This is a genomic window from Enterobacter asburiae, assembly GCA_011754535.1.
Taxonomy (GTDB): Bacteria; Pseudomonadota; Gammaproteobacteria; order Enterobacterales; family Enterobacteriaceae; genus Enterobacter; species Enterobacter cloacae_N.
On sequence record JAAQVN010000001.1, the window covers coordinates 799,213 to 825,901 of the forward strand.

23 protein-coding genes are annotated in these 26,689 nt (G+C 55.3%); 20 read left to right on the forward strand and 3 right to left on the reverse strand.

Annotated features, from left to right (window positions below):
• Positions 1-2: 2 nt before the first annotated feature.
• From leuB to leuL, 3 genes are all read right to left on the reverse strand, one after another.
• The gene (leuB, locus tag HBM95_03695) at positions 3-1,094 is read right to left on the reverse strand and encodes a 3-isopropylmalate dehydrogenase (protein NIH42043.1); all 1,092 of its coding nucleotides are present in this window, start codon (positions 1,092-1,094) and stop codon (positions 3-5) included.
• Positions 1,094-2,665, reverse strand: coding sequence for a 2-isopropylmalate synthase (gene leuA, locus HBM95_03700; protein NIH42044.1), 1,572 nt, complete (start codon positions 2,663-2,665; stop codon positions 1,094-1,096). Before leuA ends, leuB begins: the two co-directional genes overlap by 1 nt.
• A 91-nt stretch (positions 2,666-2,756) precedes the next feature.
• Positions 2,757-2,843, reverse strand: coding sequence for a leu operon leader peptide (gene leuL / locus HBM95_03705; GenBank protein NIH42045.1), 87 nt, complete (start codon positions 2,841-2,843; stop codon positions 2,757-2,759).
• A 608-nt stretch (positions 2,844-3,451) separates the two neighbouring features.
• Between leuL and leuO the strand changes: the two genes are divergently transcribed.
• From leuO to lpxC, 20 genes are all read left to right on the forward strand, one after another.
• Positions 3,452-4,396 (forward strand): transcriptional regulator LeuO, encoded by a 945-nt coding sequence (gene leuO / locus HBM95_03710; GenBank protein ID NIH42046.1) that lies wholly within the window; start codon positions 3,452-3,454, stop codon positions 4,394-4,396.
• A 380-nt stretch (positions 4,397-4,776) separates the two neighbouring features.
• On the forward strand, positions 4,777-6,501 hold the full coding sequence (ilvI, locus tag HBM95_03715; protein NIH42047.1) for an acetolactate synthase 3 large subunit: 1,725 nt from the start codon (positions 4,777-4,779) through the stop codon (positions 6,499-6,501).
• Between the two features lies 1 nt (position 6,502).
• A complete protein-coding gene (ilvN, locus tag HBM95_03720) occupies positions 6,503-6,994 on the forward strand; it encodes an acetolactate synthase small subunit (GenBank protein NIH42048.1) in 492 nt (163 codons plus the stop codon).
• A 179-nt stretch (positions 6,995-7,173) separates the two neighbouring features.
• Complete coding sequence (gene cra, locus HBM95_03725) at positions 7,174-8,181, forward strand: catabolite repressor/activator (protein ID NIH42049.1); 1,008 nt, start codon at positions 7,174-7,176, stop codon at positions 8,179-8,181.
• 599 nt (positions 8,182-8,780) lie between these two features.
• On the forward strand, positions 8,781-9,239 hold the full coding sequence (gene mraZ / locus HBM95_03730; GenBank protein NIH42050.1) for a division/cell wall cluster transcriptional repressor MraZ: 459 nt from the start codon (positions 8,781-8,783) through the stop codon (positions 9,237-9,239).
• Positions 9,240-9,241: 2 nt separating this feature from the next.
• Positions 9,242-10,183, forward strand: a complete 942-nt coding sequence (gene rsmH, locus HBM95_03735; protein ID NIH42051.1) for a 16S rRNA (cytosine(1402)-N(4))-methyltransferase RsmH — start codon at positions 9,242-9,244, stop codon at positions 10,181-10,183.
• Positions 10,180-10,545, forward strand: coding sequence for a cell division protein FtsL (gene ftsL / locus HBM95_03740; protein NIH42052.1), 366 nt, complete (start codon positions 10,180-10,182; stop codon positions 10,543-10,545). Before rsmH ends, ftsL begins: the two co-directional genes overlap by 4 nt.
• A 15-nt stretch (positions 10,546-10,560) precedes the next feature.
• Complete coding sequence (locus HBM95_03745) at positions 10,561-12,327, forward strand: peptidoglycan glycosyltransferase FtsI (GenBank protein NIH42053.1); 1,767 nt, start codon at positions 10,561-10,563, stop codon at positions 12,325-12,327.
• A complete protein-coding gene (gene murE / locus HBM95_03750; GenBank protein ID NIH42054.1) occupies positions 12,314-13,801 on the forward strand; it encodes a UDP-N-acetylmuramoyl-L-alanyl-D-glutamate--2,6-diaminopimelate ligase in 1,488 nt (495 codons plus the stop codon). Before HBM95_03745 ends, murE begins: the two co-directional genes overlap by 14 nt.
• Positions 13,798-15,156, forward strand: coding sequence for a UDP-N-acetylmuramoyl-tripeptide--D-alanyl-D-alanine ligase (murF, locus tag HBM95_03755; GenBank protein NIH42055.1), 1,359 nt, complete (start codon positions 13,798-13,800; stop codon positions 15,154-15,156). The genes murE and murF overlap by 4 nt, the downstream gene beginning before the upstream one ends.
• Positions 15,150-16,232: a phospho-N-acetylmuramoyl-pentapeptide-transferase gene (mraY, locus tag HBM95_03760; GenBank protein NIH42056.1), complete on the forward strand. Its 1,083-nt coding sequence runs from the start codon at positions 15,150-15,152 to the stop codon at positions 16,230-16,232. Before murF ends, mraY begins: the two co-directional genes overlap by 7 nt.
• A 2-nt stretch (positions 16,233-16,234) precedes the next feature.
• On the forward strand, positions 16,235-17,551 hold the full coding sequence (gene murD / locus HBM95_03765; GenBank protein ID NIH42057.1) for a UDP-N-acetylmuramoyl-L-alanine--D-glutamate ligase: 1,317 nt from the start codon (positions 16,235-16,237) through the stop codon (positions 17,549-17,551).
• Positions 17,551-18,795, forward strand: a complete 1,245-nt coding sequence (gene ftsW, locus HBM95_03770; protein ID NIH42058.1) for a cell division protein FtsW — start codon at positions 17,551-17,553, stop codon at positions 18,793-18,795. Before murD ends, ftsW begins: the two co-directional genes overlap by 1 nt.
• Positions 18,792-19,856, forward strand: coding sequence for an undecaprenyldiphospho-muramoylpentapeptide beta-N-acetylglucosaminyltransferase (gene murG / locus HBM95_03775; protein NIH42059.1), 1,065 nt, complete (start codon positions 18,792-18,794; stop codon positions 19,854-19,856). Before ftsW ends, murG begins: the two co-directional genes overlap by 4 nt.
• 56 nt (positions 19,857-19,912) lie before the next feature.
• Positions 19,913-21,388 carry a UDP-N-acetylmuramate--L-alanine ligase gene (murC, locus tag HBM95_03780; GenBank protein ID NIH42060.1) on the forward strand — a complete coding sequence of 492 codons (1,476 nt, stop codon included), beginning with the start codon at positions 19,913-19,915 and terminating at the stop codon, positions 21,386-21,388.
• Entirely contained in the window at positions 21,381-22,301 is a 921-nt protein-coding gene (locus tag HBM95_03785; protein ID NIH42061.1) for a D-alanine--D-alanine ligase, read from the forward strand. The genes murC and HBM95_03785 overlap by 8 nt, the downstream gene beginning before the upstream one ends.
• 1 nt (position 22,302) lies before the next feature.
• Positions 22,303-23,145 (forward strand): cell division protein FtsQ, encoded by an 843-nt coding sequence (gene ftsQ / locus HBM95_03790; GenBank protein ID NIH42062.1) that lies wholly within the window; start codon positions 22,303-22,305, stop codon positions 23,143-23,145.
• Positions 23,142-24,398 (forward strand): cell division protein FtsA, encoded by a 1,257-nt coding sequence (gene ftsA / locus HBM95_03795; protein NIH42063.1) that lies wholly within the window; start codon positions 23,142-23,144, stop codon positions 24,396-24,398. The genes ftsQ and ftsA overlap by 4 nt, the downstream gene beginning before the upstream one ends.
• A gap of 63 nt (positions 24,399-24,461) precedes the next feature.
• Entirely contained in the window at positions 24,462-25,613 is a 1,152-nt protein-coding gene (ftsZ, locus tag HBM95_03800; protein ID NIH42064.1) for a cell division protein FtsZ, read from the forward strand.
• A 101-nt stretch (positions 25,614-25,714) separates the two neighbouring features.
• Positions 25,715-26,632 (forward strand): UDP-3-O-acyl-N-acetylglucosamine deacetylase, encoded by a 918-nt coding sequence (gene lpxC / locus HBM95_03805; protein ID NIH42065.1) that lies wholly within the window; start codon positions 25,715-25,717, stop codon positions 26,630-26,632.
• Positions 26,633-26,689 lie beyond the last annotated feature (57 nt).

The following is a 26,689-nucleotide window of genomic DNA, read 5'->3' on the forward strand; positions in this document are numbered from 1 at the left end:
GATTACACCCCTTCAGCGACATAGCGGGCAATAATGTCGCCCATTTCATCGGTACTGACTGCTGCCGTGCCGCGCGCTAAGTCACCGGTACGGACGCCTTCTTCTAACGCCCGGTTAATGGCGTTTTCAATTGCGGTTGCTGCGTCGCCTGCATCGAGGCTATAGCGCAGCAGCAGGGCCAGGGAGAGGATCTGCGCAATCGGATTAGCAATGTTTTTGCCGGCGATATCCGGTGCGGAGCCGCCCGCCGGCTCGTACAGTCCAAAGCCTTCTTCATTCAGGCTGGCGGATGGCAGCATGCCCATAGAACCGGTGATCATCGCGCACTCGTCAGACAAGATATCGCCGAACAGGTTGGAGCAGAGCAGTACGTCAAACTGGGACGGATCCTTAATCAGCTGCATCGTTGCGTTGTCGATGTACATGTGCGACAGCTCAACGTCCGGGTACTGCTTAGCGACTTCACTGACGATCTCGCGCCACAAAATGGACGACTGCAGCACGTTCGCTTTATCAATGGAGGTCACCTTATGGCGGCGCTTACGTGCTGACTCAAACGCGATATGGGCGATACGTTCAATTTCGAAACGGTGATACACCTCGGTATCAAACGCTTTCTCATGCTGGCCGCTGCCTTCGCGACCTTTTGGCTGACCAAAGTAGATCCCACCCGTCAGCTCGCGCACGCAGAGAATGTCGAATCCGTTGGCCGCGATGTCCGCGCGCAGCGGGCAGAACTCTTCCAGCCCCTGATACAGCTTCGCCGGACGCAGGTTGCTGAACAGCTTAAAATGTTTACGCAGCGGCAGCAGCGCGCCGCGCTCTGGTTGCTCTGCCGGCGGGAGATGTTCCCATTTTGGGCCACCAACGGAGCCAAACAGCACGGCATCGGCATTTTCGCAGCCTTCAACGGTGGCTTTCGGCAATGGCGTTCCGTGATTATCAATCGCAATACCGCCCACGTCGTAGTGGCTGGTAGTAATTTTCATCGCAAAACGCGTGCGAACGGCTTCCAGTACTTTCAGCGCCTGTGCCATTACTTCCGGGCCAATACCGTCACCCGGCAACACAGCAATATGGTAATTCTTCGACATTACACGGTTTCCTTGTTGTTCTCTTTATTCTGAGCTTTGCGTTGCAACTCTTTTTCGACTTCAGCGGCGCGCCAGATGTTGTTCAGGACATGCACCATAGCTTTCGCGGAGGATTCGACAATATCCGTCGCCAAGCCCACACCGTGGAAACGGCGGCCGTTGTAGTTGACGACGATATCCACCTGACCCAGCGCATCTTTACCATGTCCTTTCGCCGTCAGGTCATACTTCACCAGCTCAACGTCGTACTCGGTGACGCGGTTGATCGCCTGATAGATAGCGTCGACAGGGCCGTTGCCGTTTGCCGCTTCCGCTTTAATTTCATCACCGCAGGCCAGTTTGACCGAGGCGGTGGCGATGTCGCTGGAGCCGGACTGCACGTTGAAGTAATCCAGACGGAAGTGCTCTGGCTCTTCCTGCTGCTTGTTGATGAAGGCCAGCGCTTCCAGGTCGTAATCGAACACCTGGCCTTTCTTGTCGGCCAGCTTCAGGAACGCGTCGTACAGCTGATCCATGTTGTAATCGCTGTCCTGATAGCCCATCTCTTCCATACGGTGTTTCACCGCCGCACGGCCGGAACGGGAGGTCAGGTTCAACTGCACCTGGTTCAGGCCGATAGATTCCGGGGTCATGATTTCGTAGTTTTCACGGTTCTTCAGCACGCCGTCCTGGTGAATGCCGGAGGAGTGTGCGAAGGCGCCGGTGCCGACAATCGCCTTGTTGGCCGGAATCGGCATGTTGCAAATCTGGCTGACGGTCTGGCTGGTGCGCCAGATTTCGTTGTGATTGATGCGGGTGTGCACGTCCATGATGTCTTTGCGCACCTTGATTGCCATAATCACTTCTTCCAGCGAACAGTTGCCCGCGCGCTCGCCGATACCGTTCATCGCGCCTTCTACCTGACGCGCGCCGGCGTGCACCGCGGCGATGGCATTGCCTACGGCCAGGCCCAAATCATCATGGGTATGCACTGAGATGATCGCTTTATCAATATTCGGTACGCGCTCATACAGGCCGGTGATGATGTTGGAGAACTCAAACGGCATGGTGTAGCCGACGGTGTCCGGGATGTTGATGGTTTTCGCGCCCGCCTTGATGGCGGCTTCCACTACGCGCGCCAGGTCTTCGATTGGCGTACGGCCCGCATCTTCACAGGAGAATTCAACGTCATCGGTGTAGTTGCGTGCGCGTTTAACCATATATACCGCGCGTTCAATGACCTCATCCAGCGTGCTGCGCAACTTGGTTGCGATATGCATGGGGGAGGTGGCAATAAAGGTGTGAATACGGAAGGCTTCGGCCACTTTCAGCGACTCAGCAGCAACGTCGATGTCTTTCTCTACGCAGCGCGCCAGACCGCACACGCGGCTGTTTTTAATGGTGCGGGCGATAGTCTGGACGGATTCGAAATCACCCGGAGACGAGACCGGGAAGCCGACCTCCATCACGTCGACGCCCATACGTTCGAGAGCCAGCGCAATCTGCAGTTTCTCTTTTACACTCAGGCTTGCCTGTAATGCCTGTTCACCGTCACGTAAAGTTGTATCGAAAATAATGACTTGCTGGCTCATGGGTTAGGTCCTTGTCAGTCTTAGGGCGCCTTGCTACGAGCATAAAAAAACCCGCGCAGTGGCGCGGGTTTTTAGTCTTACTGGTGACGATTCAACGCTGAATTTCGCCCGCCAGTCTACCGCGCACAGTGGATGCGTTTAGTAGTAGTAGACCGGTGAAACGAATGGTGCGTGTCATGAATCGTGCTCCGTTAAATTCAATATGCTTTTAGTGGTACTGGATACGACTGTGCATGTCAACCCCTGATGGTAAAAACGGCCCCGGAAGGTCGAGCAGGGAGGATGTGTGCTTTAGCTTATTGTGCTGGATTTTTCTTGTCTGGCTTTACAAATTGTCTAAATTTGGACTTAAAAAACATTTGCAGAAACAAATAAAATTAATAGGTATTTTTCAGGCGATCGTTTTGTTATGTAGGTGTCCTTTTAAAAATTCTTTAATATCACTTATTTATCATTCTGGTAAGTGTGTTTTGACTTCATTGAAATGAAAGGTGATAACAGATTATTAACTCAGTACTGAGCAACAGCGATAACAGTTTAATTATACTTAAGTCATCCTTAACTGGATGGTTGTTGTATATTGATTCGGTTTATGGTTTCATTCCAGCACTAAAGTTAAACATATCTTTTGCGTCTATTTTTATTTTAACGTTATTACGTGATCTTTATATATTCCGATTTTTAAACTATTTTCTTTCGCTGGTCGTATTTGCATGGTAAATCATATTTTCTGAAATTATTACAGTGCGTTGGCGAAGGGAGTGTAGCGTGACAGTGGAGTCAGAAGTGCCAGAAAATAATATTAAACAACCACAAGTTACTGATGGGATTAAACCGCAGTTGCGCACGGTGGATCTTAATCTATTGACGGTGTTTGATGCCGTCATGCAGGAGCAGAATATCACCCGGGCGGCACAAACGTTGGGAATGTCACAACCTGCGGTAAGCAACGCGGTTGCCAGGCTTAAAGTGATGTTCAACGACGAATTATTCGTTCGTTATGGCAGAGGGATCCAGCCGACAGCGCGGGCTTTCCAGCTTTTCGGCTCCATCCGCCAGGCGCTGCAACTGGTGCAAAATGAGCTGCCAGGCTCGGGCTTTGAACCCTTAAGCAGTGAGAGAGTATTCCATCTCTGCGTCTGCAGCCCCTTAGATAATTATCTGACATCAATTATTTATAATAAAGTTGAAGAGATCGCACCTAATATTAATCTTGTCTTTAAATCGTCCTTAAATCAAAACACTGAACACCAGTTACGTTATCAGGAAACCGAATTCGTCCTGGGTTATGAAGAATTCCGCCGACCTGAATTTTCCTGCGTACCGCTGTTTAAAGATGAAATGGTGCTGGTTGCCAGCAAAAAACATCCACGACTGAATGCTCCGCTACGTGAAAGTGACGTTTATAGCGAACAGCATGCCGTTGTCGCGCTCGACAGATATGCCTCCTTTAGCCTGCCGTGGTACGACACTGCGGAGAAACAGGCGAGCGTGGCTTATCAGGGGATGGCCATGGTCAGTGTATTAAACGTCGTTTCCCAGACGCAGCTGGTGGCAATTGCGCCACGCTGGCTGGCAGAAGAGTTCTCTGGCGCATTAAATCTGCAAATTCTGCCCCTGCCACTCAAGCTAAATAGCCGTACCTGCTATCTCTCCTGGCATGAAGCCGCTGGACGGGATAAAGGACATCAGTGGATGGAAGAGCTACTTATTAGCATCTGCCGTCGATAATCGAGTCAGGATAAATTGCATCTCTGCATGTGATTTATCCTGGTTTTATTTCATTTATTGATATTTTGTTCTGTTGTGTATTTTGTCTGGCGGCTGCCAGGCCTGTAAAAATAGATGATTTTCTGGATCGCCGCGCTTTTCAGCGATGATTTATCATCTCGTCCTCTAATTTCAGATGAATTAACCATATCCTCTGACAATGTCTGTTTTTTCTGCTTTCACGGCCTCTTCTCTCTCCTGGTTTGCGAATTGCCTGCCTCATAACGAGCGGTTAAGGTAAGTATCACTCTGCAAAATAGAAGACGGGTTCATCCCGATCGCAAGACGGTGCGGAAATGAATTCGGCGGTCCGTCTATAACAAAATGCCTGGAGGCAAAGCATGGAGATGTTGTCTGGCGCGGAAATGGTCGTCCGGTCGCTGATCGATCAGGGCGTAAAGCAAGTGTTCGGCTATCCTGGCGGTGCGGTTCTTGATATTTATGATGCGCTGCATACGGTAGGGGGCATTGACCATGTGCTGGTACGCCATGAGCAGGCGGCGGTGCACATGGCCGATGGCCTGGCGCGTGCGACGGGTGAAGTGGGCGTGGTCCTGGTCACGTCGGGGCCTGGTGCGACAAACGCCATTACCGGCATTGCGACCGCGTACATGGACTCTATTCCGCTGGTGATCCTTTCCGGACAGGTCGCGACATCACTGATTGGCTATGATGCGTTTCAGGAGTGCGACATGGTCGGGATTTCGCGTCCCGTTGTGAAGCACAGCTTCCTGGTAAAGCAAACCGAAGACATTCCTGGCGTGCTGAAGAAGGCGTTCTGGCTGGCGGCAAGCGGGCGCCCGGGGCCGGTGGTGGTCGATCTCCCTAAAGATATCCTGAACCCGGCAAACAAGCTGCCTTATGTCTGGCCGGAATCGGTGAGCATGCGCTCTTACAACCCAACAACGCAGGGCCACAAAGGTCAGATCAAACGCGCGCTGCAAACGCTGCTGGCCGCAAAAAAACCGGTGGTCTATGTCGGTGGCGGGGCTGTCAATTCAGCGTGTGAGGCACAGCTTCGTGAACTGGTTGAAAAGCTCAATCTTCCTGTTGCGTCATCGCTGATGGGGCTTGGAGCATTTCCCGCCACCCACCGTCAGGCGCTCGGCATGTTAGGGATGCACGGTACCTATGAAGCCAACATGACAATGCATCATTCTGACGTGATCTTTGCCGTCGGCGTGCGTTTTGACGATCGTACTACCAACAACCTGGCGAAGTACTGCCCGAATGCCACCGTGCTGCACATTGATATTGATCCAACCTCAATTTCAAAAACGGTGTCGGCTGATGTACCTATCGTCGGTGACGCTCGTCAGGTCCTTGAACAAATGCTGGATCTGCTGGCCCTGGAGAACACAGCTCAGCCGCTGGATGAGATCCGCGACTGGTGGCAGCAAATTGAGCAGTGGCGCGCGCGGCAGTGTCTGAAATATGACACCCAAAGCGAGCATATTAAGCCGCAGGCGGTCATCGAAGCGGTCTGGCGACTGACGAAAGGCGATGCATATGTAACCTCTGACGTGGGCCAGCATCAAATGTTTGCCGCCCTCTATTATCCGTTTGATAAACCTCGTCACTGGATCAACTCGGGTGGTTTAGGCACGATGGGCTTTGGCCTGCCTGCCGCGCTGGGCGTTAAGCTGGCGCTGCCAAATGAAACTGTTGTCTGCGTGACCGGTGACGGCAGTATCCAGATGAACATTCAGGAGCTCTCCACCGCGCTGCAATATGAGCTGCCGGTGCTGGTGCTCAACCTCAACAACGGCTATCTCGGCATGGTGAAGCAGTGGCAGGATATGATCTACTCGGGCCGCCACTCTCAGTCGTACATGGAATCGCTGCCGGATTTTGTTCGTCTTGCTGAAGCTTACGGTCATGTGGGGATGCGGGTGACCGATCCGGCTGAACTGGAAACGAAACTCGCAGAAGCGCTTGAGCACGTTAAAAACAACCGCCTTGTCTTTATGGATGTCATCGTTGATGGGACCGAGCACGTTTATCCGATGCATATTCGCGGCGGCGGAATGGATGAGATGTGGTTAAGTAAAACGGAGAGAACCTGATATGCGCCGGATATTATCGGTATTACTGGAAAACGAGTCTGGCGCACTGTCGCGCGTCATTGGGCTTTTTGCGCAGCGCGGCTATAACATTGAAAGCCTGACCGTAGCGCCAACGGACGATCCGACGCTGTCGCGTATGACGATTCAGACCGTTGGCGACGCCAAGGTGATTGAGCAGATCGAGAAACAGCTGCATAAGCTGGTCGACGTGCTGCGCGTGAGCGAGCTGGGGCAGGGCGCTTACGTTGAGCGTGAGGTCATGCTGGTAAAAATTCAGGCCAGCGGTTACGGGCGGGAAGAGGTCAAACGCAATGCGGATATCTTCCGCGGGCAGATCATCGACGTCACGCCTTCTCTTTATACGGTTCAGCTGGTCGGAACCAGTGACAAGCTGGACGCTTTCCTGGCGTCCGTGCGGGATGTAGCAAAAATTGTTGAGGTGGCGAGATCGGGGATCGTTGGTCTGTCACGCGGCGAGAAAATCATGCGGTAGTTGTTAAAAAGGTTCGCCTCTTTCAGCCCGGTCACCAAAGCCGGGCTTTTTTTTGCGTAATCAGCCGACAACGCAGATAAAAGCGGTTGCCGCGAAGGCTTTTCTGCGTTTAGATGTTAAAAGATTTAACCATAACCTTGACAGGGCCATGGACTCTTTTCTTTTTTTAAGGGGCAATTGTGAAACTGGATGAAATCGCCCGGCTAGCCGGCGTGTCACGAACAACGGCCAGCTATGTGATTAACGGCAAAGCAAAGCAGTACCGTGTCAGCGATAAGACCGTTGAAAAAGTTATGGCGGTGGTTCGTGAGCATAACTACCATCCGAATGCTGTCGCTGCCGGCCTGCGTGCCGGGCGCACCCGCTCTATTGGTCTGGTGATCCCGGATCTGGAAAACACCAGCTATACCCGTATCGCCAACTATCTTGAACGTCAGGCTCGTCAGCGCGGTTACCAGTTGCTGATCGCCTGTTCTGAAGACCAGCCCGATAACGAGATGCGCTGCATTGAGCATCTGCTCCAGCGTCAGGTTGATGCCATCATCGTCTCGACCTCCTTACCGCCGGAGCATCCGTTCTACCAGCGCTGGGCGAACGATCCTTTCCCCATCGTTGCGCTGGACCGCGCACTCGATCGTGAGCATTTCACAAGCGTAGTGGGTGCCGATCAGGATGACGCGGAAATGCTGGCCGCTGAGCTGAGAACTTTCCCCGCTGAAACGGTGCTGTATCTTGGCGCGCTGCCTGAGCTTTCCGTGAGCTTCCTGCGTGAGCAGGGGTTCAGAACCGCCTGGAAAGACGATCCGCGTGAAGTCCACTATCTCTATGCCAACAGCTATGAACGCGAAGCCGCTGCGCAGCTGTTCGAAAAATGGCTGGAGACGCACCCGATGCCCCAGGCGCTGTTCACCACGTCGTTTGCTCTTCTGCAGGGGGTGATGGATGTCACCTTACGTCGTGAAGGCAAGCTTCCCTCCGACCTGGCGATTGCCACGTTCGGGGATAACGAGCTTCTCGATTTCCTTCAGTGCCCGGTGCTGGCAGTGGCTCAGCGTCACCGCGATGTAGCTGAGCGCGTCCTGGAGATTGTTCTGGCGAGCCTGGATGAGCCGCGAAAACCGAAGCCGGGTCTGACGCGTATCAAACGTAATCTCTATCATCGCGGAATTTTGAGCCGCCATAAATGAAATGACGGGGCGGCGCAAACCGCCCCTTTTTACTGAAATAATTTGCCGAGTTAATTCCCGCAATGAAATTAGGATAATTCTTGAGAGATCATAATCTACTATTTTTCCTAATTCATTTTGTCGTTTTAAATGGTCCTTAAAGAATCACGAAGCCATTTTAAAAGCCTATCTTTGTATTATTTTGTTACAAACCCTCTTCGGTCGATGAATATTCAGCCGTTTTTCCTTCCCCCTTGACCGGCCAGCAACGCAGCCGCTGCCTTCACCGTCCGCTTGCGTGAATCTGGCGCTGTTATCCCCAGAGAATCTGTCATAAAATGCTGCCCGCGTCGCAAACTGACACTTTATATTTATCTGCGATGATATTGAGTGAGCCTTAACGCTAGTGTGCATATTCGGTTTTTTTCTTACAAATATTCATAACGTTAATTTTGCCTCGCCAGTTGTGCAGTTATTAGCCAGGTCTGTTTATCTCTGTAAATAGCGGCCTTTCGGGTCCTTATAGGGAGAGTCCTGGCTTGACAAGCTTTTCCCTCGCTCCGTAAACTCCTTTAGGTGGGAATTTGTGGGTTAAAGTGGTGAGGAGGGGTGAGACTGGCATGTTCCGTGGAGCTACGTTAGTCAATCTCGACAGCAAAGGGCGTTTATCGGTCCCAACCCGATATCGCGACCAGCTGATTGAGAACGCTTCGGGTCAAATGGTTTGCACCATTGACATCAACTCCCCCTGCCTGCTGCTTTACCCCTTACCTGAATGGGAAATTATTGAGCAAAAGCTGTCGCGACTGTCGAGCATGAACCCGCAAGAGCGCCGCGTGCAGCGGCTGTTATTGGGACATGCCAGTGAGTGTCAGATGGATAGCGCCGGGCGATTACTGATTGCGCCCGTGCTGCGGCAACATGCCGGTCTGACCAAAGAAGTGATGCTGGTCGGACAGTTCAACAAGTTTGAACTGTGGGACGAAACGACCTGGTATCAACAGGTCAAGGAAGATATCGACGCTGAGCAGTCTGATTCCGCAACTTTATCGGAACGGCTGCAGGACTTGTCTCTATAAATATGATGGAAAATTATAAACACAAAACGGTGCTGCTGGACGAGGCCGTGAACGGCCTGAACATTCGTCCGGATGGCATCTACATTGATGGCACGTTTGGTCGCGGTGGTCACTCGCGTTTGATCCTCTCCCAGCTTGGAGAGGAAGGGCGTCTGCTGGCAATCGATCGCGATCCGCAGGCGATTGCCGTTGCACAGACCATCAATGACCCACGCTTTTCCATCGTGCATGGACCTTTCTCTGCGCTCGCGGATTACGTTGCCGAGCGCGATCTTACGGGCAAGATCGACGGGATTCTTCTCGATCTTGGCGTCTCTTCACCCCAGCTTGATGATGCAGAACGCGGCTTCTCCTTTATGCGCGACGGTCCGCTGGACATGCGTATGGACCCGACGCGTGGCCAGTCTGCCGCCGAATGGCTGCAGACCGCTGACGAAGCGGATATTGCCTGGGTGATCAAAACCTTTGGCGAAGAACGTTTTGGCAAGCGCATTGCGCGCGCCATCGTTGAGCGCAACCGCGTTGAGCCAATGACCCGCACCAAAGAGCTGGCCGAAGTGATCGCGGCGGCGACGCCGGTGAAGGATAAGCACAAACATCCCGCGACCCGTACCTTCCAGGCGGTTCGCATCTGGGTAAACAGTGAACTGGAGGAAATAGAGCTGGCGCTAAAAAGCTCGCTCGACGTGCTGGCCCCGGGTGGGCGGTTATCCATCATCAGCTTCCATTCGCTGGAAGACCGCATTGTGAAACGCTTCATGCGTGAACAGAGCCGCGGTCCACAAGTGCCAGCGGGGCTGCCGATGACGGAAGAACAACTCAGGAAGCTGGGTGGCCGTCAGTTGCGAGCATTAGGCAAGTTGATGCCGGGCGAAGAAGAGGTGGCAGAGAATCCACGCGCCCGTAGTTCAGTGCTGCGAGTTGCAGAGAGGACGAACGCATGATCGGCAGAGTGACAGAGACCCTAAGCAAAGTTAAGGGATCGTTAGGAAGCAACGAGCGCCATGCTTTGCCTGGCGTGATCGGCGACGATCTTTTGCGGTTTGGGAAGCTGCCACTCTGCCTGTTCATTTGCATCATTGTTACGGCAGTTACGGTGGTGACCACGGCTCACCATACACGTTTATTGACTGCGCAGCGCGAGCAGCTGGTGCTGGAACGCGATGCGCTGGATATTGAATGGCGAAATCTGATCCTTGAAGAAAACGCGCTCGGCGATCACAGCCGGGTTGAACGGATCGCAACGGAAAAGCTGCAACTGCAGCATGTTGATCCTTCCCAGGAAAATATCGTAGTACAAAAATAAGGGAAAACGCGACGCATGAAAGCAGCGGCAAAAACGCTAAAACCAAAACGTCAGGAAGAACAGGCCAACTTTATCAGTTGGCGTTTTGCGTTGCTTTGCGGCTGCATTTTACTGGCGCTGGGTTTCCTGCTGGGGCGCGTGGCGTGGCTGCAAATCATCGCCCCTGACATGCTGGTACGCCAGGGAGATATGCGCTCCCTTCGCGTTCAGGAAGTGTCGACTTCTCGCGGAATGATAACCGACCGTTCAGGCCGCCCGCTGGCGGTGAGCGTGCCGGTGAAAGCGATCTGGGCCGACCCGAAAGAGCTGCATGATGCCGGTGGCATCACGCTTGATAACCGCTGGAAAGCGCTGTCAGATGCGCTCAAAATGCCGCTGGATCAGCTTGCCTCCCGCGTCAACGCGAACCCGAAAGGGCGTTTTATCTATCTGGCGCGCCAGGTTAACCCTGACATGGCGGACTACATTCGAAAACTGAAGCTGCCGGGCATTCATCTGCGCGAAGAATCCCGTCGTTACTATCCGTCCGGTGAAGTAACCGCTCACCTCATTGGCTTCACCAACGTCGACAGCCAGGGGATTGAGGGCGTTGAAAAAAGTTTCGATAAGTGGCTCACCGGCCAGCCGGGCGAGCGAATTGTGCGTAAGGACCGCTACGGGCGCGTCATCGAAGATATCTCCTCTACGGACAGCCAGGCGGCGCATAACCTGGCCCTGAGTATTGACGAGCGCCTGCAGGCGCTGGTCTACCGCGAGCTCAACAACGCCGTGGCGTTTAACAAGGCCGAGTCAGGCAGCGCCGTGCTGGTGGATGTCAGTACTGGCGAAGTGCTGGCCATGGCCAACAGTCCGTCCTACAACCCGAATAACTTTACCGGCACCGCAAAAGATGCGATGCGTAACCGGGCGATTACTGACGTGTTCGAACCCGGCTCCACGGTGAAACCGATGGTGGTGATGACGGCGCTTCAGCGCGGTATAGTCAATGAAAACACGGTCCTGAACACGATCCCTTACCGTATTAACGGCCACGAGATTAAAGACGTGGCGCGCTACAGCGAATTGACCCTGACCGGGGTGTTACAGAAGTCGAGTAACGTCGGTGTTTCAAAGCTGGCGTTAGCGATGCCGTCCTCAGCGTTAGTAGAGACTTACTCACGTTTTGGACTGGGAAAGGCGACCAATTTGGGGTTGGTCGGAGAACGCAGTGGCTTATATCCTCAAAAACAACGGTGGTCTGACATAGAGAGGGCCACCTTCTCTTTCGGCTACGGGCTAATGGTAACCCCGCTACAGTTAGCGCGAGTCTACGCAACGATTGGCAGCTATGGCGTCTATCGCCCGCTGTCCATCACCAAAGTTGATCCACCGGTTCCGGGCGAGCGTATCTTCCCGGAATCCATCGTTCGTACCGTTGTGCACATGATGGAAAGCGTGGCGCTGCCGGGTGGCGGCGGCGTGAAGGCGGCCATTAAAGGCTACCGCATCGCCATTAAAACCGGTACGGCGAAAAAGGTGGGGCCAGACGGTCGCTACATCAACAAATACATTGCCTATACCGCAGGCGTTGCGCCTGCAAGCAATCCGCGTTTTGCGCTTGTGGTCGTCATTAACGATCCACAGGCGGGTAAATACTACGGCGGCGCCGTTTCTGCGCCTGTGTTTGGCGCCATCATGGGCGGCGTGTTACGCACCATGAACGTTGAACCGGATGCGCTGGCGACGGGTGAAAAAAGTGAATTTGTAATTAATCAAGGCGAGGGTACAGGTGGCAGATCGTAATTTGCGCGACCTTCTCGCTCCGTGGGTGCCTATGCTACCTGCGCGAGCACTACGAGAGATGGTACTGGACAGCCGCGTGGCTGCTTCTGGCGATCTTTTTGTGGCGGTGGTCGGTCATCAGGCGGACGGGCGTCGTTATATCCCGCAGGCGATTGCGCAAGGTGTTGCTGCCATTATTGCTGAGGCCAAAGACGAGGCAACCGACGGTGAGATCCGTGAAATTCACGGGGTGCCGGTTGTCTATCTCAGCCAGTTGAATGAGCGTCTCTCTGCACTGGCAGGACGTTTTTATCACGAACCTTCTGACCAGCTGCGTCTGGTTGGCGTGACGGGCACGAACGGAAAAACCACCACCACGCAGCTGATGGCGCAGTGGGCTCAGCTGCTGGGTGAAACGGGGGCCGTGATGGGCACCGTAGGCAACGGCCTGCTGGGCAAAGTGAGCCCGACGGAAAACACCACCGGCTCGGCGGTTGACGTACAGCATGTGCTTGCCGGTCTGGCAGGGCAGGGGGCAACCTTTGCCGCGATGGAAGTCTCTTCGCACGGTCTGGTTCAGCACCGCGTCGCGGCGCTGAAATTTGCTGCTTCAGTGTTCACCAACCTGAGCCGCGATCACCTTGATTACCATGGTGATATGGAGCACTACGAAGCCGCGAAATGGCTGCTGTTCTCTACTCACCATTACGGCCAGGCTATCATCAACGCCGATGACGAAGTGGGCCGCCGCTGGCTTGCGAAGCTGCCGGACGCGGTTGCGGTGTCGATGGAAGACCATATCAATCCGAACTGCCACGGCCGCTGGCTGAAGGCCGTTGACGTTAACTATCACGACAGCGGCGCGACGATCCGCTTTGCCTCTTCCTGGGGGGAAGGTGAAATTGAAAGCCGCCTGATGGGGGCGTTTAACGTCAGCAACCTGCTGCTGGCGCTGGCGACGTTGCTGGCGCTGGGTTATCCGATGGCGGAACTGCTGGAAACGTCAACGCGTCTGCAGCCGGTTTGCGGCCGTATGGAAGTGTTCAGCGCGCCGGGTAAACCGACCGTAGTGGTTGATTATGCCCACACCCCGGACGCGCTGGAAAAAGCGCTGGAAGCAGCGCGCCTGCACTGCACTGGTAAGCTCTGGTGCGTGTTTGGCTGCGGCGGCGATCGCGATAAAGGCAAACGCCCGCTGATGGGGGCTATTGCCGAGCAGTTCGCGGATATTCCGGTTGTGACCGATGACAACCCGCGTACCGAAGAGCCGCGCGCCATCATCAACGACATTCTGGCGGGAATGCTGGACGCCGGTCGTGCCCGCGTGGTGGAAGGCCGTGCGGAAGCCGTGACCAACACCATTATGCAGGCGCAGGAGAATGATGTTGTTCTGCTGGCGGGCAAAGGGCATGAAGATTATCAGATTGTTGGCAATCGCCGTCTGGACTACTCGGACCGCGTAACGGCAGCACGCCTGCTGGGAGTAGTGGCATGATTAGCATCACGTTACGTCAGGCCGCTGCCATCCTGCAGGGCGACCTGCACGGGCAAGACCTGACCATTGATGCCGTGACGACGGACACCCGCAAAATTACTGCGGGCTGTCTGTTTGTGGCGCTGAAAGGCGAGCGTTTTGACGCGCATGATTTTGCAGAACAGGCCAAAGAGAACGGCGCCGGTGCGCTGCTCGTCAGCCGCAGGCTCGATATCGATCTGCCGCAGATTGTGGTGAACGATACGCGTCTCGCGTTCGGTGAGCTGGCTGCCTGGGTGCGTCAGCAGGTACCTGCTCGCGTTGTCGCACTGACCGGGTCATCAGGCAAAACGTCGGTGAAAGAGATGACGGCGGCGATCCTCAGCCACTGTGGCAATACGCTCTATACCGCGGGCAACCTCAATAATGACATCGGCGTGCCGATGACATTACTTCGCCTGACCAAAGAACATGAATTTGCGGTGATTGAGTTAGGGGCAAACCACCAGGGCGAAATCGCCTGGACCGTAAGCCTGACTCGCCCGGAAGCGGCGCTGGTGAATAACCTGGCGGCGGCGCATCTTGAAGGCTTCGGCTCGCTGGAAGGCGTGGCGAAAGCGAAAGGTGAGATTTACACCGGCCTGCCGGATGACGGTATTGCCATTCTTAACGCCGATAACAACGACTGGCTGAACTGGCAAAGCATCATTGGTTCGCGTAAAACCTGGCGCTTCTCGCCGAATGCGGCCAACAGTGACTTTACCGCGACCAATATCCATGTGACGTCGCACGGTACGGAGTTCACCCTCACCACCCCGACGGGTGGCGTAGACGTGCTGCTGCCGCTGCCGGGACGCCATAACATCGCCAATGCGCTTGCGGCAGCGGCGTTATCGACGGCGGTGGGCGCGTCGCATGAGGCGATCAAAGCGGGGCTGGCGAACCTGAAAGCCGTGCCGGGACGTCTGTTCCCGATTCAGCTTTCGGAAAACAAGCTGCTGCTGGATGACTCCTACAACGCGAACGTCGGCTCGATGACGGCGGCGGTGCAGGTATTATCTGAAATGCCGGGCTACCGCATCATGGTGGTTGGCGATATGGCCGAGCTGGGCGATGAAAGCGAAGCCTGTCATACCCAGGTCGGTGAAGCGGCAAAAGCGGCGGGGCTGGACTGCGTGCTGAGCGCAGGAAAACTGAGCCAGGCGATTAGCCGTGCCAGCGGCGTTGGCGAACATTTTGCCGATAAAGCCGCCTTAATTGAGCGCCTTAAGGCATTAATTACAGAAAAACAAATTGTGACAGTGTTAGTGAAAGGTTCACGTAGTGCCGCCATGGAAGAGGTTGTGCACGCATTACAGGAGAACGGGACATGTTAGTTTGGCTGGCCGAACATTTGGTCAAATATTATTCTGGCTTTAACGTCTTTTCGTATCTGACGTTTCGCGCCATCGTCAGCCTGCTGACTGCGCTGTTCATCTCGTTGTGGATGGGCCCGCGCATGATTGCCCGTCTGCAAAAACTCTCATTCGGCCAGGTCGTACGTAACGACGGTCCGGAGTCGCACTTCAGCAAGCGCGGTACGCCGACGATGGGCGGGATCATGATCCTTACCGCGATCGTTGTTTCCGTGCTGCTGTGGGCCTACCCGTCCAACCCGTACGTCTGGTGCGTGCTGACCGTGCTGGTGGGCTACGGCATTATCGGGTTTGTGGATGATTACCGCAAAGTCGTCCGCAAAGACACGAAGGGCCTGATCGCCCGCTGGAAGTATTTCTGGATGTCAGTGATTGCGCTGGGCGTGGCCTTCGCGCTGTATCTGGCCGGGAAAGACACGCCTGCCACCGAGCTGGTGGTGCCGTTCTTTAAAGACGTGATGCCGCAACTGGGGCTGTTCTACATCCTGCTGGCCTACTTTGTGATTGTTGGCACAGGCAACGCCGTTAACCTGACCGACGGTCTGGATGGCCTGGCCATTATGCCAACCGTCTTTGTGGCCGCCGGTTTCGCGCTGGTGGCGTGGGCGACCGGTAACATGAACTTTGCGAACTACCTGCACATCCCTTATCTGCGCCACGCGGGTGAGCTGGTGATCGTCTGTACGGCGATTGTTGGCGCGGGGCTGGGCTTCCTGTGGTTCAACACCTACCCGGCGCAGGTCTTTATGGGCGACGTCGGTTCTCTGGCTTTAGGCGGTGCGCTCGGCATTATCGCCGTACTGCTGCGTCAGGAGTTCCTGCTGGTGATCATGGGCGGCGTGTTTGTGGTTGAGACCCTGTCGGTGATTTTGCAGGTTGGCTCCTTCAAGCTGCGCGGTCAGCGCATCTTCCGTATGGCGCCGATCCACCACCACTATGAACTGAAAGGCTGGCCGGAGCCGCGCGTGATTGTGCGCTTCTGGATTATTTCGCTGATGCTGGTGCTGATTGGCCTGGCAACGCTGAAGGTACGTTAATCATGGCAGATTACCAGGGCAAAAAAGTCGTTATCATCGGGTTAGGCCTTACAGGCCTCTCCTGCGTGGACTTTTTCCTTGCGCGCGGCGTTACGCCGCGCGTGATGGATACGCGTGTCTCTCCGCCGGGTCTGGACAAGCTGCCGGAACAGGTTGAACGCCACCTTGGTGGTCTGAATGATGACTGGCTGCTGGCAGCCGATCTGATTGTCGCCAGCCCGGGAATGGCGCTGGCGCACCCTTCATTGAGCGCTGCCGCGGATGCGGGCGTTGAGATTGTTGGCGATATCGAACTGTTCTGCCGCGAAGCGCAGGCGCCGGTTATCGCGATCACCGGTTCTAACGGCAAAAGCACCGTTACCACCCTGGTGGGTGAAATGGCAAAAGCCGCAGGCATGAACGTAGGGGTAGGCGGCAATATCGGTCTGCCCGCGCTGATGCTGCTGGACAAAGGCTGCGAGCTGTACGTTCTGGAACTTTCCAGCTTCCAGCTTGAAACCACCTCCAGCCTGCATGCGGCGGCGGCAACAATCCTCAACGTGACTGAAGATCATATGGACCGGTATCCATTTGGTCTGCAGCAGTACCGCGCGGCCAAGCTGCGCGTATACGAAAACGCCAAAGTCTGCGTGGTTAACGCCGATGACGCGCTGACCATGCCCGTGCGTGGCGCGGACGAGCGCTGTATCAGCTTTGGTATCACCATGGGTGATTATCATCTGAACCGTCAGTTGGGAGAAACCTGGCTGCGCGTGAAAGGCGAGAAAGTGCTGAACGTGAAAGAGATGAAGCTTTCCGGCCAGCACAACTACACCAATGCCCTGGCGGCGCTGGCGCTTGCGGATGCCGTAGGGCTGCCGCGCTCTTCCAGCCTGAAAGCGTTGACCACGTTTTCCGGCCTGGCGCACCGTTTCCAGCTGGCGCTGGAGCATAACGGCGTGCGCTGGATTAACGACTCCAAAGCGACCAACGTGGGAAGCACGGAGGCCGCGCTGAACGGTCTGCACGTTGACGGTACCCTGCATCTGCTGTTGGGTGGAGACGGCAAATCCGCAGATTTCTCCTCCCTGAAGCCGTATCTCACCGGCGATAACATCCGCCTGTACTGCTTTGGCCGCGACGGCAGCGAGCTGGCTGAACTACGCCCGGAAATTGCCGAGCAAACTGAAACGATGGAACAGGCGATGCGCCTGATCGCCCCGCGCGTACAGCCTGGCGACATGGTTCTGCTCTCCCCGGCGTGCGCCAGTCTCGATCAGTTTAAGAATTTCGAACAGCGTGGCGATGTCTTTACCCGCCTTGCGAAGGAGTTAGGCTGATGCGTTTATCTCTCCCTCGCCTGAAAATGCCGCGCCTGCCAGGATTTGGGATCCTGGTGTGGCTGTTTGCGGCGCTGAAAGGCTGGGTGATGGCTTCACGGGATAAAGATTCCGATAGCCTGATTATGTACGACCGCACCCTGTTCTGGCTGACGCTGGGGCTGGCGGCGATCGGCTTTATCATGGTGACCTCGGCTTCCATGCCCGTCGGGCAGCGTTTGGCGAACGATCCCTTCCTGTTCGCCAAGCGTGACGGGCTGTACATCATTCTGGCGTTTTGCCTGGCGCTGGTGACGCTTCGTCTGCCGATGGCGTTCTGGCAGCGGCACAGTACCGCGATGCTGATCGCTTCTATCATCATGCTGTTGATCGTGCTGGTTGTCGGGAGCTCCGTTAACGGGGCATCGCGCTGGATCGCCTTCGGCCCGCTGCGTATTCAGCCAGCGGAATTTACCAAGCTTTCATTGTTCTGCTATCTGGCGAACTACCTGGTCCGTAAGGTCGATGAGGTGCGTAATAACCTTCGCGGTTTCTTAAAGCCGATGGGCGTGATTCTGGTGCTGGCGATCCTGCTGCTGGCGCAGCCTGACCTCGGTACTGTGGTGGTGCTGTTCGTGACGACGCTGGCGATGCTGTTCCTGGCAGGGGCCAAGCTGTGGCAGTTCATTGCCATTATCGGAATGGGGATATCAGCGGTGGTGCTGCTGATCCTCGCTGAGCCTTACCGTATCCGCCGCGTGACCTCATTCTGGAACCCCTGGGAAGATCCGTTCGGCAGCGGTTATCAGCTGACGCAGTCGCTGATGGCGTTTGGCCGCGGTGAAGTCTGGGGACAAGGCCTGGGCAATTCGGTTCAGAAACTGGAGTATTTACCGGAAGCGCATACTGACTTCATCTTCTCCATTATTGGGGAAGAACTGGGTTATATCGGTGTGGTATTAGCGCTATTAATGGTATTCTTCGTCGCTTTCCGTGCTATGTCCATCGGCCGGAAAGCGCTGGAGATCGATCACCGCTTCTCAGGCTTCTTAGCCTGCTCAATTGGTATCTGGTTTAGCTTCCAGGCGCTGGTTAACGTCGGGGCCGCAGCGGGTATGCTGCCGACCAAAGGTCTGACGTTGCCGCTGATCAGCTATGGTGGTTCGAGTCTGTTGATCATGTCGACGGCCATTATGTTTTTGTTACGCATAGATTATGAGACGCGTCTGGAGAAAGCCCAGGCGTTTACACGAGGTTCACGATGAATCAACCGAAGCGGTTAATGGTGATGGCGGGCGGTACCGGCGGACACGTGTTCCCGGGACTGGCGGTTGCGCACCATTTAATGGATCAGGGCTGGCAGGTACGCTGGCTGGGAACCGCAGACCGCATGGAGGCCGACCTGGTACCGAAGCACGGTATCGAGATCGACTTTATTCGAATTTCTGGCCTGCGGGGAAAAGGCCTCAAGGCCATGCTGCTGGCACCGGTGCGTATTTTCAACGCCTGGCGTCAGGCGCGGACCATCATGAAGCGCTTTAAGCCCGATGTGGTGCTGGGCATGGGCGGCTATGTCTCTGGACCCGGCGGGCTGGCCGCATGGTCATTGGGTATTCCCGTTGTGCTGCATGAGCAGAACGGTATTGCCGGCCTGACCAACAAGTGGCTGGCGAAAATCGCGACCAAAGTGATGCAGGCGTTTCCCGGCGCGTTCCCGAAAGCGGACGTGGTGGGCAACCCGGTGCGCGTGGACGTGCTGGCGCTACCGCTGCCGGATGCCCGCCTGGCGGGACGTGAAGGTCCGGTTCGTGTGCTGGTTGTCGGTGGGTCTCAGGGGGCGCGTATTTTAAACCAGACGATGCCGCAGGTGGCGGCAAAGCTGGGGGATGCCGTGACGATCTGGCACCAGAGCGGAAAAGGCGCTCAGCAGACCGTTGAGCAGGCTTATGCCGAAGCGGGAAAACCGCAGCATAAAGTGACGGAATTTATTGACGATATGGCCGCAGCCTATGCCTGGGCCGATGTCGTGGTCTGCCGCTCGGGGGCGTTGACGGTGAGCGAAATTGCCGCCGCCGGTTTACCCGCGCTGTTCGTGCCGTTCCAGCACAAAGACCGACAGCAGTACTGGAATGCGCTGCCGCTTGAGAAAGCCGGCGCGGCGAAAATTTTTGAACAGCCACAATTTACCGCCGATGCGGTCGCCACCACCCTGGCGGGCTGGAACAGAGACGCACTGCTGGAGATGGCACAACGCGCGCGCGCGGTTGCTATCCCGGATGCGACAGAACGGGTGGCAAAAGAAGTGAGCCTGGCAGTCCAGGCTTAACCCTCGCAGCGCGTGAAGCGCGGCACGAATTTTAAGTAGTCGATGGCGTTTAGAGAATGAATACACAACAACTGGCAAAACTGCGTTCAATCGTGCCCGAGATGCGTCGCGTCCGGCACATTCACTTTGTTGGCATCGGTGGTGCTGGCATGGGCGGTATTGCCGAAGTGTTAGCTAACGAAGGCTATCAGATCAGCGGGTCTGACCTGGCGCCAAACCCTGTAACGCAGCAGCTGGCGTCGCTTGGGGCGACTATCTATTTCAACCATCGCCCGGAAAACGTGCGCGATGCGAGCGTGGTGGTGGTCTCAAGCGCCATCTCCTCTGACAACCCGGAAATCGTTGCCGCGCATGAAGCGCGCATTCCCGTGATCCGCCGTGCTGAAATGCTGGCGGAACTGATGCGTTTCCGTCACGGCATTGCGATTGCCGGCACCCACGGTAAAACCACGACCACGGCGATGGTCTCCAGTATTTATGCGGAAGCCGGGCTCGATCCGACGTTCGTCAACGGCGGTCTGGTGAAAGCGGCAGGCGTGCATGCGCGTCTGGGCCACAGCCGTTATCTGATTGCGGAAGCGGATGAGAGTGACGCGTCGTTCCTGCATCTGCAGCCGATGGTGGCGATTGTCACGAACATCGAAGCTGACCATATGGATACCTACCAGGGCGACTTCGAGAACTTAAAGCAGACCTTTATCAACTTCCTGCACAACCTGCCGTTTTATGGGCGTGCGGTAATGTGCGTCGACGACCCGGTGATCCGCGAGCTGCTGCCGCGCGTCGGTCGTCAAATCACCACCTATGGTTTCAGCGAAGACGCTGACGTCCGCGTGGAAGCGTACAAACAGATTGGTGCGCAGGGCCATTTCACTCTGGCGCGTCAGGACAAAGAGCTGCTGCACGTCACGCTGAATGCGCCTGGGCGCCATAACGCGCTCAACGCCGCTGCGGCAGTGGCTGTTGCGACGGAAGAAGGCATTGACGATGAAGCGATCCTGCGCGCGCTGGAAAGTTTCCAGGGCACGGGGCGTCGCTTCGACTTCCTCGGTGAATTCCCGCTGGATGCGGTGAATGGTAAGCCAGGCACCGCGATGCTGGTAGACGACTACGGTCACCATCCGACCGAAGTGGACGCGACCATCAAAGCCGCACGCGCGGGCTGGCCGGAGAAGAATCTGGTGATGATCTTCCAGCCGCACCGCTTCACGCGTACCCGCGATCTGTATGACGATTTCGCCAGCGTCCTGTCGCAGGTGGATACCCTGCTGATGCTGGATGTTTACGCCGCAGGCGAAACGCCGATTCCGGGCGCGGACAGTCGTTCCCTGTGTCGTACCATTCGCGGGCGCGGTAAAGTTGACCCTATTCTGGTATCTGATCCGGCGCAGGTGGCGGAAATTCTGGCACCGGTCCTGACCGGTAACGATCTGATCCTGATTCAGGGTGCGGGAAATATCGGCAAAATCGCCCGTACTTTAGCCGAAATCAAACTGAAGCCGCAAACCCAGGAGGATGAGCATCATGGCTGATAAGATTGCAGTCCTCTCTGGCGGCACCTCCGCCGAGCGCGAGGTTTCCCTGAATTCCGGGGCTGCCGTGCTGGCGGGCCTGCGTGAAGGCGGCGTAAACGCGCACCTGGTCGATCCAAAAGAGGTCGACGTGACGCAATTAAAAGCGATGGGCTTCGATAAGGTCTTTATCGCGTTACATGGTCGTGGCGGTGAAGACGGAACCCTGCAGGGGCTTCTGGATCTGATCGGCATGCCTTACACCGGCAGTGGCGTGATGGCTTCCGCCATCTCTATGGATAAACTGCGCAGTAAGTTACTCTGGCAGGGCGCGGGGCTACCTGTTGCACCTTGGGTGGCGCTGACCCGTCGCGAATTTGAATTGGGCCTGTCGGACAGCGTTAATACACGCATTGCGTCACTGGGCTTACCGGTTATTGTAAAGCCGAGCCGGGAAGGGTCGAGCGTCGGGATGTCAAAGGTCGATAAAGCTGAAGATTTAGCATCTGCTTTAGCGCTGGCATTTCAACACGATGAAGAAGTTCTGATTGAAAAATGGCTCAGCGGGCCGGAATTTACCGTCGCGATGCTTGGCGAAGAAATTTTACCGTCAATTCGCATCCAACCCGCCGGAGTCTTCTATGATTATGAGGCGAAGTATCTCTCTGATGAGACGCAATATTTCTGCCCTTGTGGTCTTGAAGGTGAGCGTGAAGCCGAATTACAGTCCCTGGTGGTAAAAGCATGGAATGTTCTCGGGTGTCGTGGCTGGGGACGCATTGATGTGATGCAGGACAATGACGGGCAGTTTTATCTGTTGGAAGCCAATACTTCGCCGGGAATGACCAGCCACAGCCTTGTGCCGATGGCGGCGCGTCAGGCGGGAATGAGCTTCTCACAGTTAGTCGTACGTATTCTGGACCAGGCGGGCTGATATGTCTCAGGCTGCATTGAACACGCGCAACCGCGATGACGAAGAAGAATATACTTCTTCACGCCGGAGTAATGGAACGCGTCTTGCAGGGATTATTTTCCTGCTCGGGGTGCTGTGCACCGTGTTTATCAGCGGCTGGATGGTGCTGGGCTGGATGGAAGATGCGCAGCGGCTGCCGCTGTCGAAGCTGGTGGTGACCGGTGAGCGTCACTACACGCGTAACGATGATATTCGCCAGTCAATTTTGGCGCTGGGATCGCCCGGCACCTTTATGACGCAGGACGTCAATATTATTCAGAGCCAGATTGAACGTCTGCCATGGATAAAACAGGCGAGTGTCAGAAAACAATGGCCTGATGAATTGAAGATTCATCTGGTTGAATATGTGCCCATTGCGCGTTGGAATGATCAGCACATGGTTGACGTAGACGGAAATTCCTTCAGCGTCCCGAGCGATCGTGTCAACAAGCAAAATTTACCGATGTTGTATGGCCCGGAAGGCAGCGAAAACGAAGTATTGCAGGGTTTTCGTGAAATGGGCCAGGTGCTGGCGAAGGACAGCTTTACGTTAAAAGATGCTGCGATGACGGCGCGCCGCTCCTGGCAGCTGACGTTGACGAACGGCATTAAGCTCAACCTGGGACGCGGCGACACAATGAAACGTCTGGCGCGTTTTGTAGAACTTTACCCGGTTTTACAGCAGCAGGCGCAGACGGACGGCAAACGGATAAGCTACGTTGATTTGCGCTATGACTCAGGCGCAGCAGTCGGTTGGGAGCCGGCTCCGGTCGAGGAACCTAATCAGCAACAGAATCAGGCACAGGTACAGGCAGAACAACAATGATCAAGGCGACGGACAGAAAACTGGTAGTTGGACTGGAGATTGGCACCGCGAAGGTTGCCGCTTTAGTAGGGGAAGTTCTGCCCGACGGTATGGTCAATATCATTGGCGTGGGCAGTTGCCCGTCCCGTGGTATGGATAAAGGTGGGGTAAACGACCTTGAGTCGGTGGTGAAATGCGTACAGCGCGCCATCGATCAGGCTGAATTAATGGCAGATTGCCAGATTTCTTCTGTCTATCTGGCCCTTTCTGGCAAGCACATCAGCTGCCAGAACGAAATCGGTATGGTGCCGATTTCCGAAGAAGAAGTGACGCAGGAAGACGTTGAAAACGTTGTGCATACGGCGAAGTCCGTGCGCGTTCGCGATGAGCATCGCGTGCTGCACGTGATCCCGCAGGAGTATGCGATCGACTACCAGGAAGGGATCAAGAACCCGGTTGGTCTGTCTGGCGTGCGTATGCAGGCAAAAGTGCACCTGATCACATGTCACAACGATATGGCGAAGAACATTGTGAAAGCCGTTGAACGTTGTGGCCTGAAAGTTGACCAACTTATTTTCGCCGGTCTGGCGGCAAGTTATTCCGTGCTGACCGAAGACGAACGTGAACTGGGTGTCTGTGTGGTCGATATTGGTGGTGGTACAATGGACATGGCCGTGTATACCGGCGGTGCGCTGCGCCACACCAAAGTGATCCCATACGCAGGGAACGTTGTGACCAGCGATATTGCTTACGCTTTTGGTACGCCACCGAGCGATGCAGAAGCGATTAAAGTGCGCCACGGCTGTGCGCTGGGGTCTATTGTTGGCAAAGATGAGAGCGTTGAAGTGCCGAGCGTGGGCGGTCGTCCGCCGCGTAGCCTGCAGCGCCAGACGTTGGCAGAGGTGATTGAGCCGCGCTATACCGAGCTGCTCAACCTGGTCAACGAAGAGATTTTACAGTTACAGGAACAGCTTCGTCAGCAGGGCGTGAAACATCATCTTGCGGCGGGGATTGTATTAACCGGCGGTGCAGCGCAAATTGAAGGTCTTGCGGCCTGCGCTCAGCGCGTGTTCCATACGCAGGTGCGTATTGGTGCGCCGCTGAATATTACCGGTTTAACGGATTATGCCCAGGAGCCGTACTATTCAACGGCAGTGGGCCTGCTCCACTACGGGAAGGAATCTCATCTCAGTGGTGAAGCAGAAGTGGAAAAACGCGTCTCAGTGGGGTCGTGGGTCAAACGACTGAACAACTGGCTGCGAAAAGAGTTTTAATTTTTTAAAGAGACCGGAGAGAATTAGCGGTCTCGGGCGACAGGCACAACGGAGAGAGAAATTATGTTTGAACCTATGGAACTGACCAACGACGCGGTGATTAAAGTCATCGGCGTCGGTGGCGGCGGCGGTAACGCCGTAGAGCATATGGTGCGTGAACGCATTGAAGGTGTTGAATTCTTTGCAGTTAACACCGATGCACAAGCACTTCGTAAGACGGCAGTTGGCCAGACTATCCAGATCGGCGGTGGTATCACCAAAGGCCTGGGGGCTGGAGCTAACCCGGAAGTTGGCCGTAACGCGGCTGAAGAAGATCGTGAAGCCCTGCGTGCTGCACTGGAAGGCGCGGACATGGTCTTCATCGCAGCAGGCATGGGCGGCGGTACTGGTACCGGTGCAGCACCTGTTGTGGCTGAAGTGGCAAAAGATTTAGGTATCCTGACCGTTGCTGTCGTGACCAAGCCTTTCAACTTCGAAGGCAAAAAGCGTATGGCCTTCGCGGAGCAGGGTATCACCGAGCTGTCCAAGCATGTGGACTCGCTGATCACTATCCCGAACGACAAACTGTTGAAAGTTCTGGGTCGCGGTATCTCCCTGCTGGACGCCTTCGGCGCGGCAAACGACGTGCTGAAAGGCGCGGTTCAGGGTATCGCTGAACTGATTACCCGTCCTGGCCTGATGAACGTTGACTTTGCAGACGTTCGCACGGTGATGTCCGAAATGGGCTACGCGATGATGGGCTCTGGCGTGGCGAGCGGTGAAGACCGTGCTGAAGAAGCGGCTGAAATGGCTATCTCTTCTCCACTGCTGGAAGATATCGATCTGTCTGGTGCGCGCGGCGTGCTGGTCAACATTACCGCTGGCTTTGACCTGCGTCTGGATGAGTTCGAAACCGTGGGTAACACCATCCGTGCGTTCGCCTCTGACAACGCAACCGTGGTAATCGGTACGTCTCTTGACCCGGAAATGAACGACGAGCTGCGTGTTACCGTTGTTGCGACCGGTATCGGTATGGACAAGCGTCCTGAGATCACCCTGGTGACCAACAAGCAGACTCAGCAACCGGTAATGGATCGTTACCAGCAGCACGGTATGTCTCCTCTGACTCAGGAGCAAAAACCGGCCGCGAAAGTGGTGAACGACCCAACGCCGCAAACGGCAAAAGAGCCAGATTATCTGGACATCCCGGCGTTCCTGCGTAAGCAAGCTGACTAAGAATTGGCTGGAATTTGGGGATTTGCGCTCTTTGTGCTAAACTGGCCCACCGTTAGTGATATACACTCTCGGTTGGATAGTTAATTTGGCGAGATTATACGATGATCAAACAAAGGACACTTAAACGTATCGTTCAGGCGACGGGTGTCGGTTTACATACCGGCAAGAAAGTCACACTGACGTTACGCCCTGCGCCGGCCAATACCGGGGTCATCTATCGTCGCACCGACTTGAATCCACCGGTAGATTTTCCGGCCGATGCCAAATCTGTGCGTGATACTATGCTCTGTACTTGTCTGGTGAACGAGCATGACGTGCGGATTTCTACCGTAGAGCACCTGAACGCCGCCCTGGCGGGGCTGGGTATCGACAACATTATTGTTGAAGTCGATGCGCCAGAAATCCCGATTATGGATGGTAGTGCTGCGCCGTTCGTTTATCTGTTGCTGGATGCCGGCATCGAAGAACTGAACTGTGCGAAGAAATTTGTTCGCATTAAAGAGACCGTTCGCGTCGAAGATGGCGACAAGTGGGCTGAATTCAAACCGTACAATGGTTTCTCGTTGGACTTTACCATCGACTTTAACCATCCGGCGATTGATGCCAGCACCCAACGCTATGCGATGAACTTCTCTGCTGATGCGTTTATGCGCCAGATCAGCCGCGCACGTACGTTTGGCTTCATGCGTGATATCGAATATCTGCAGTCCCGCGGCCTGTGCCTGGGCGGCAGCTTCGATTGTGCCATCGTTGTTGACGATTATCGCGTACTGAACGAAGACGGCCTGCGTTTTGAAGATGAATTCGTTCGTCACAAAATGCTGGACGCGATCGGCGACCTCTTCATGTGTGGTCACAACATCATTGGTGCATTTACCGCGTTTAAATCCGGTCATGCACTGAACAACAAACTGTTGCAGGCCGTCCTGGCAAAACAGGAAGCCTGGGAATATGTGACCTTCGAAGACGAAGCTGAGCTGCCGCTGGCGTTCAAAGCACCGACTATGGTCCTGGCGTAACGGTTAACGCCGTTTCGTAAGAAAAGCGACTGGTTCACCTGGTACTCTCTCCGACCA

What these genes read in the sequence shown, in the direction of transcription:
- leuB (NIH42043.1), bottom strand. Translation starts at nt 1,094, where the DNA reads ATGTCGAAGAATTACCATATTGCTGTGTTGCCGGGTGACGGTATTGGC.
- leuA (NIH42044.1), bottom strand. Translation starts at nt 2,665, where the DNA reads ATGAGCCAGCAAGTCATTATTTTCGATACAACTTTACGTGACGGTGAA.
- leuL (NIH42045.1), bottom strand. Translation starts at nt 2,843, where the DNA reads ATGACACGCACCATTCGTTTCACCGGTCTACTACTACTAAACGCATCC.
- ilvI (NIH42047.1), top strand. Translation starts at nt 4,777, where the DNA reads ATGGAGATGTTGTCTGGCGCGGAAATGGTCGTCCGGTCGCTGATCGAT.
- ilvN (NIH42048.1), top strand. Translation starts at nt 6,503, where the DNA reads ATGCGCCGGATATTATCGGTATTACTGGAAAACGAGTCTGGCGCACTG.
- mraZ (NIH42050.1), top strand. Translation starts at nt 8,781, where the DNA reads ATGTTCCGTGGAGCTACGTTAGTCAATCTCGACAGCAAAGGGCGTTTA.
- rsmH (NIH42051.1), top strand. Translation starts at nt 9,242, where the DNA reads ATGATGGAAAATTATAAACACAAAACGGTGCTGCTGGACGAGGCCGTG.
- ftsL (NIH42052.1), top strand. Translation starts at nt 10,180, where the DNA reads ATGATCGGCAGAGTGACAGAGACCCTAAGCAAAGTTAAGGGATCGTTA.
- HBM95_03745 (NIH42053.1), top strand. Translation starts at nt 10,561, where the DNA reads ATGAAAGCAGCGGCAAAAACGCTAAAACCAAAACGTCAGGAAGAACAG.
- murF (NIH42055.1), top strand. Translation starts at nt 13,798, where the DNA reads ATGATTAGCATCACGTTACGTCAGGCCGCTGCCATCCTGCAGGGCGAC.
- mraY (NIH42056.1), top strand. Translation starts at nt 15,150, where the DNA reads ATGTTAGTTTGGCTGGCCGAACATTTGGTCAAATATTATTCTGGCTTT.
- murD (NIH42057.1), top strand. Translation starts at nt 16,235, where the DNA reads ATGGCAGATTACCAGGGCAAAAAAGTCGTTATCATCGGGTTAGGCCTT.
- ftsW (NIH42058.1), top strand. Translation starts at nt 17,551, where the DNA reads ATGCGTTTATCTCTCCCTCGCCTGAAAATGCCGCGCCTGCCAGGATTT.
- murG (NIH42059.1), top strand. Translation starts at nt 18,792, where the DNA reads ATGAATCAACCGAAGCGGTTAATGGTGATGGCGGGCGGTACCGGCGGA.
- murC (NIH42060.1), top strand. Translation starts at nt 19,913, where the DNA reads ATGAATACACAACAACTGGCAAAACTGCGTTCAATCGTGCCCGAGATG.
- HBM95_03785 (NIH42061.1), top strand. Translation starts at nt 21,381, where the DNA reads ATGGCTGATAAGATTGCAGTCCTCTCTGGCGGCACCTCCGCCGAGCGC.
- ftsQ (NIH42062.1), top strand. Translation starts at nt 22,303, where the DNA reads ATGTCTCAGGCTGCATTGAACACGCGCAACCGCGATGACGAAGAAGAA.
- ftsA (NIH42063.1), top strand. Translation starts at nt 23,142, where the DNA reads ATGATCAAGGCGACGGACAGAAAACTGGTAGTTGGACTGGAGATTGGC.
- ftsZ (NIH42064.1), top strand. Translation starts at nt 24,462, where the DNA reads ATGTTTGAACCTATGGAACTGACCAACGACGCGGTGATTAAAGTCATC.
- lpxC (NIH42065.1), top strand. Translation starts at nt 25,715, where the DNA reads ATGATCAAACAAAGGACACTTAAACGTATCGTTCAGGCGACGGGTGTC.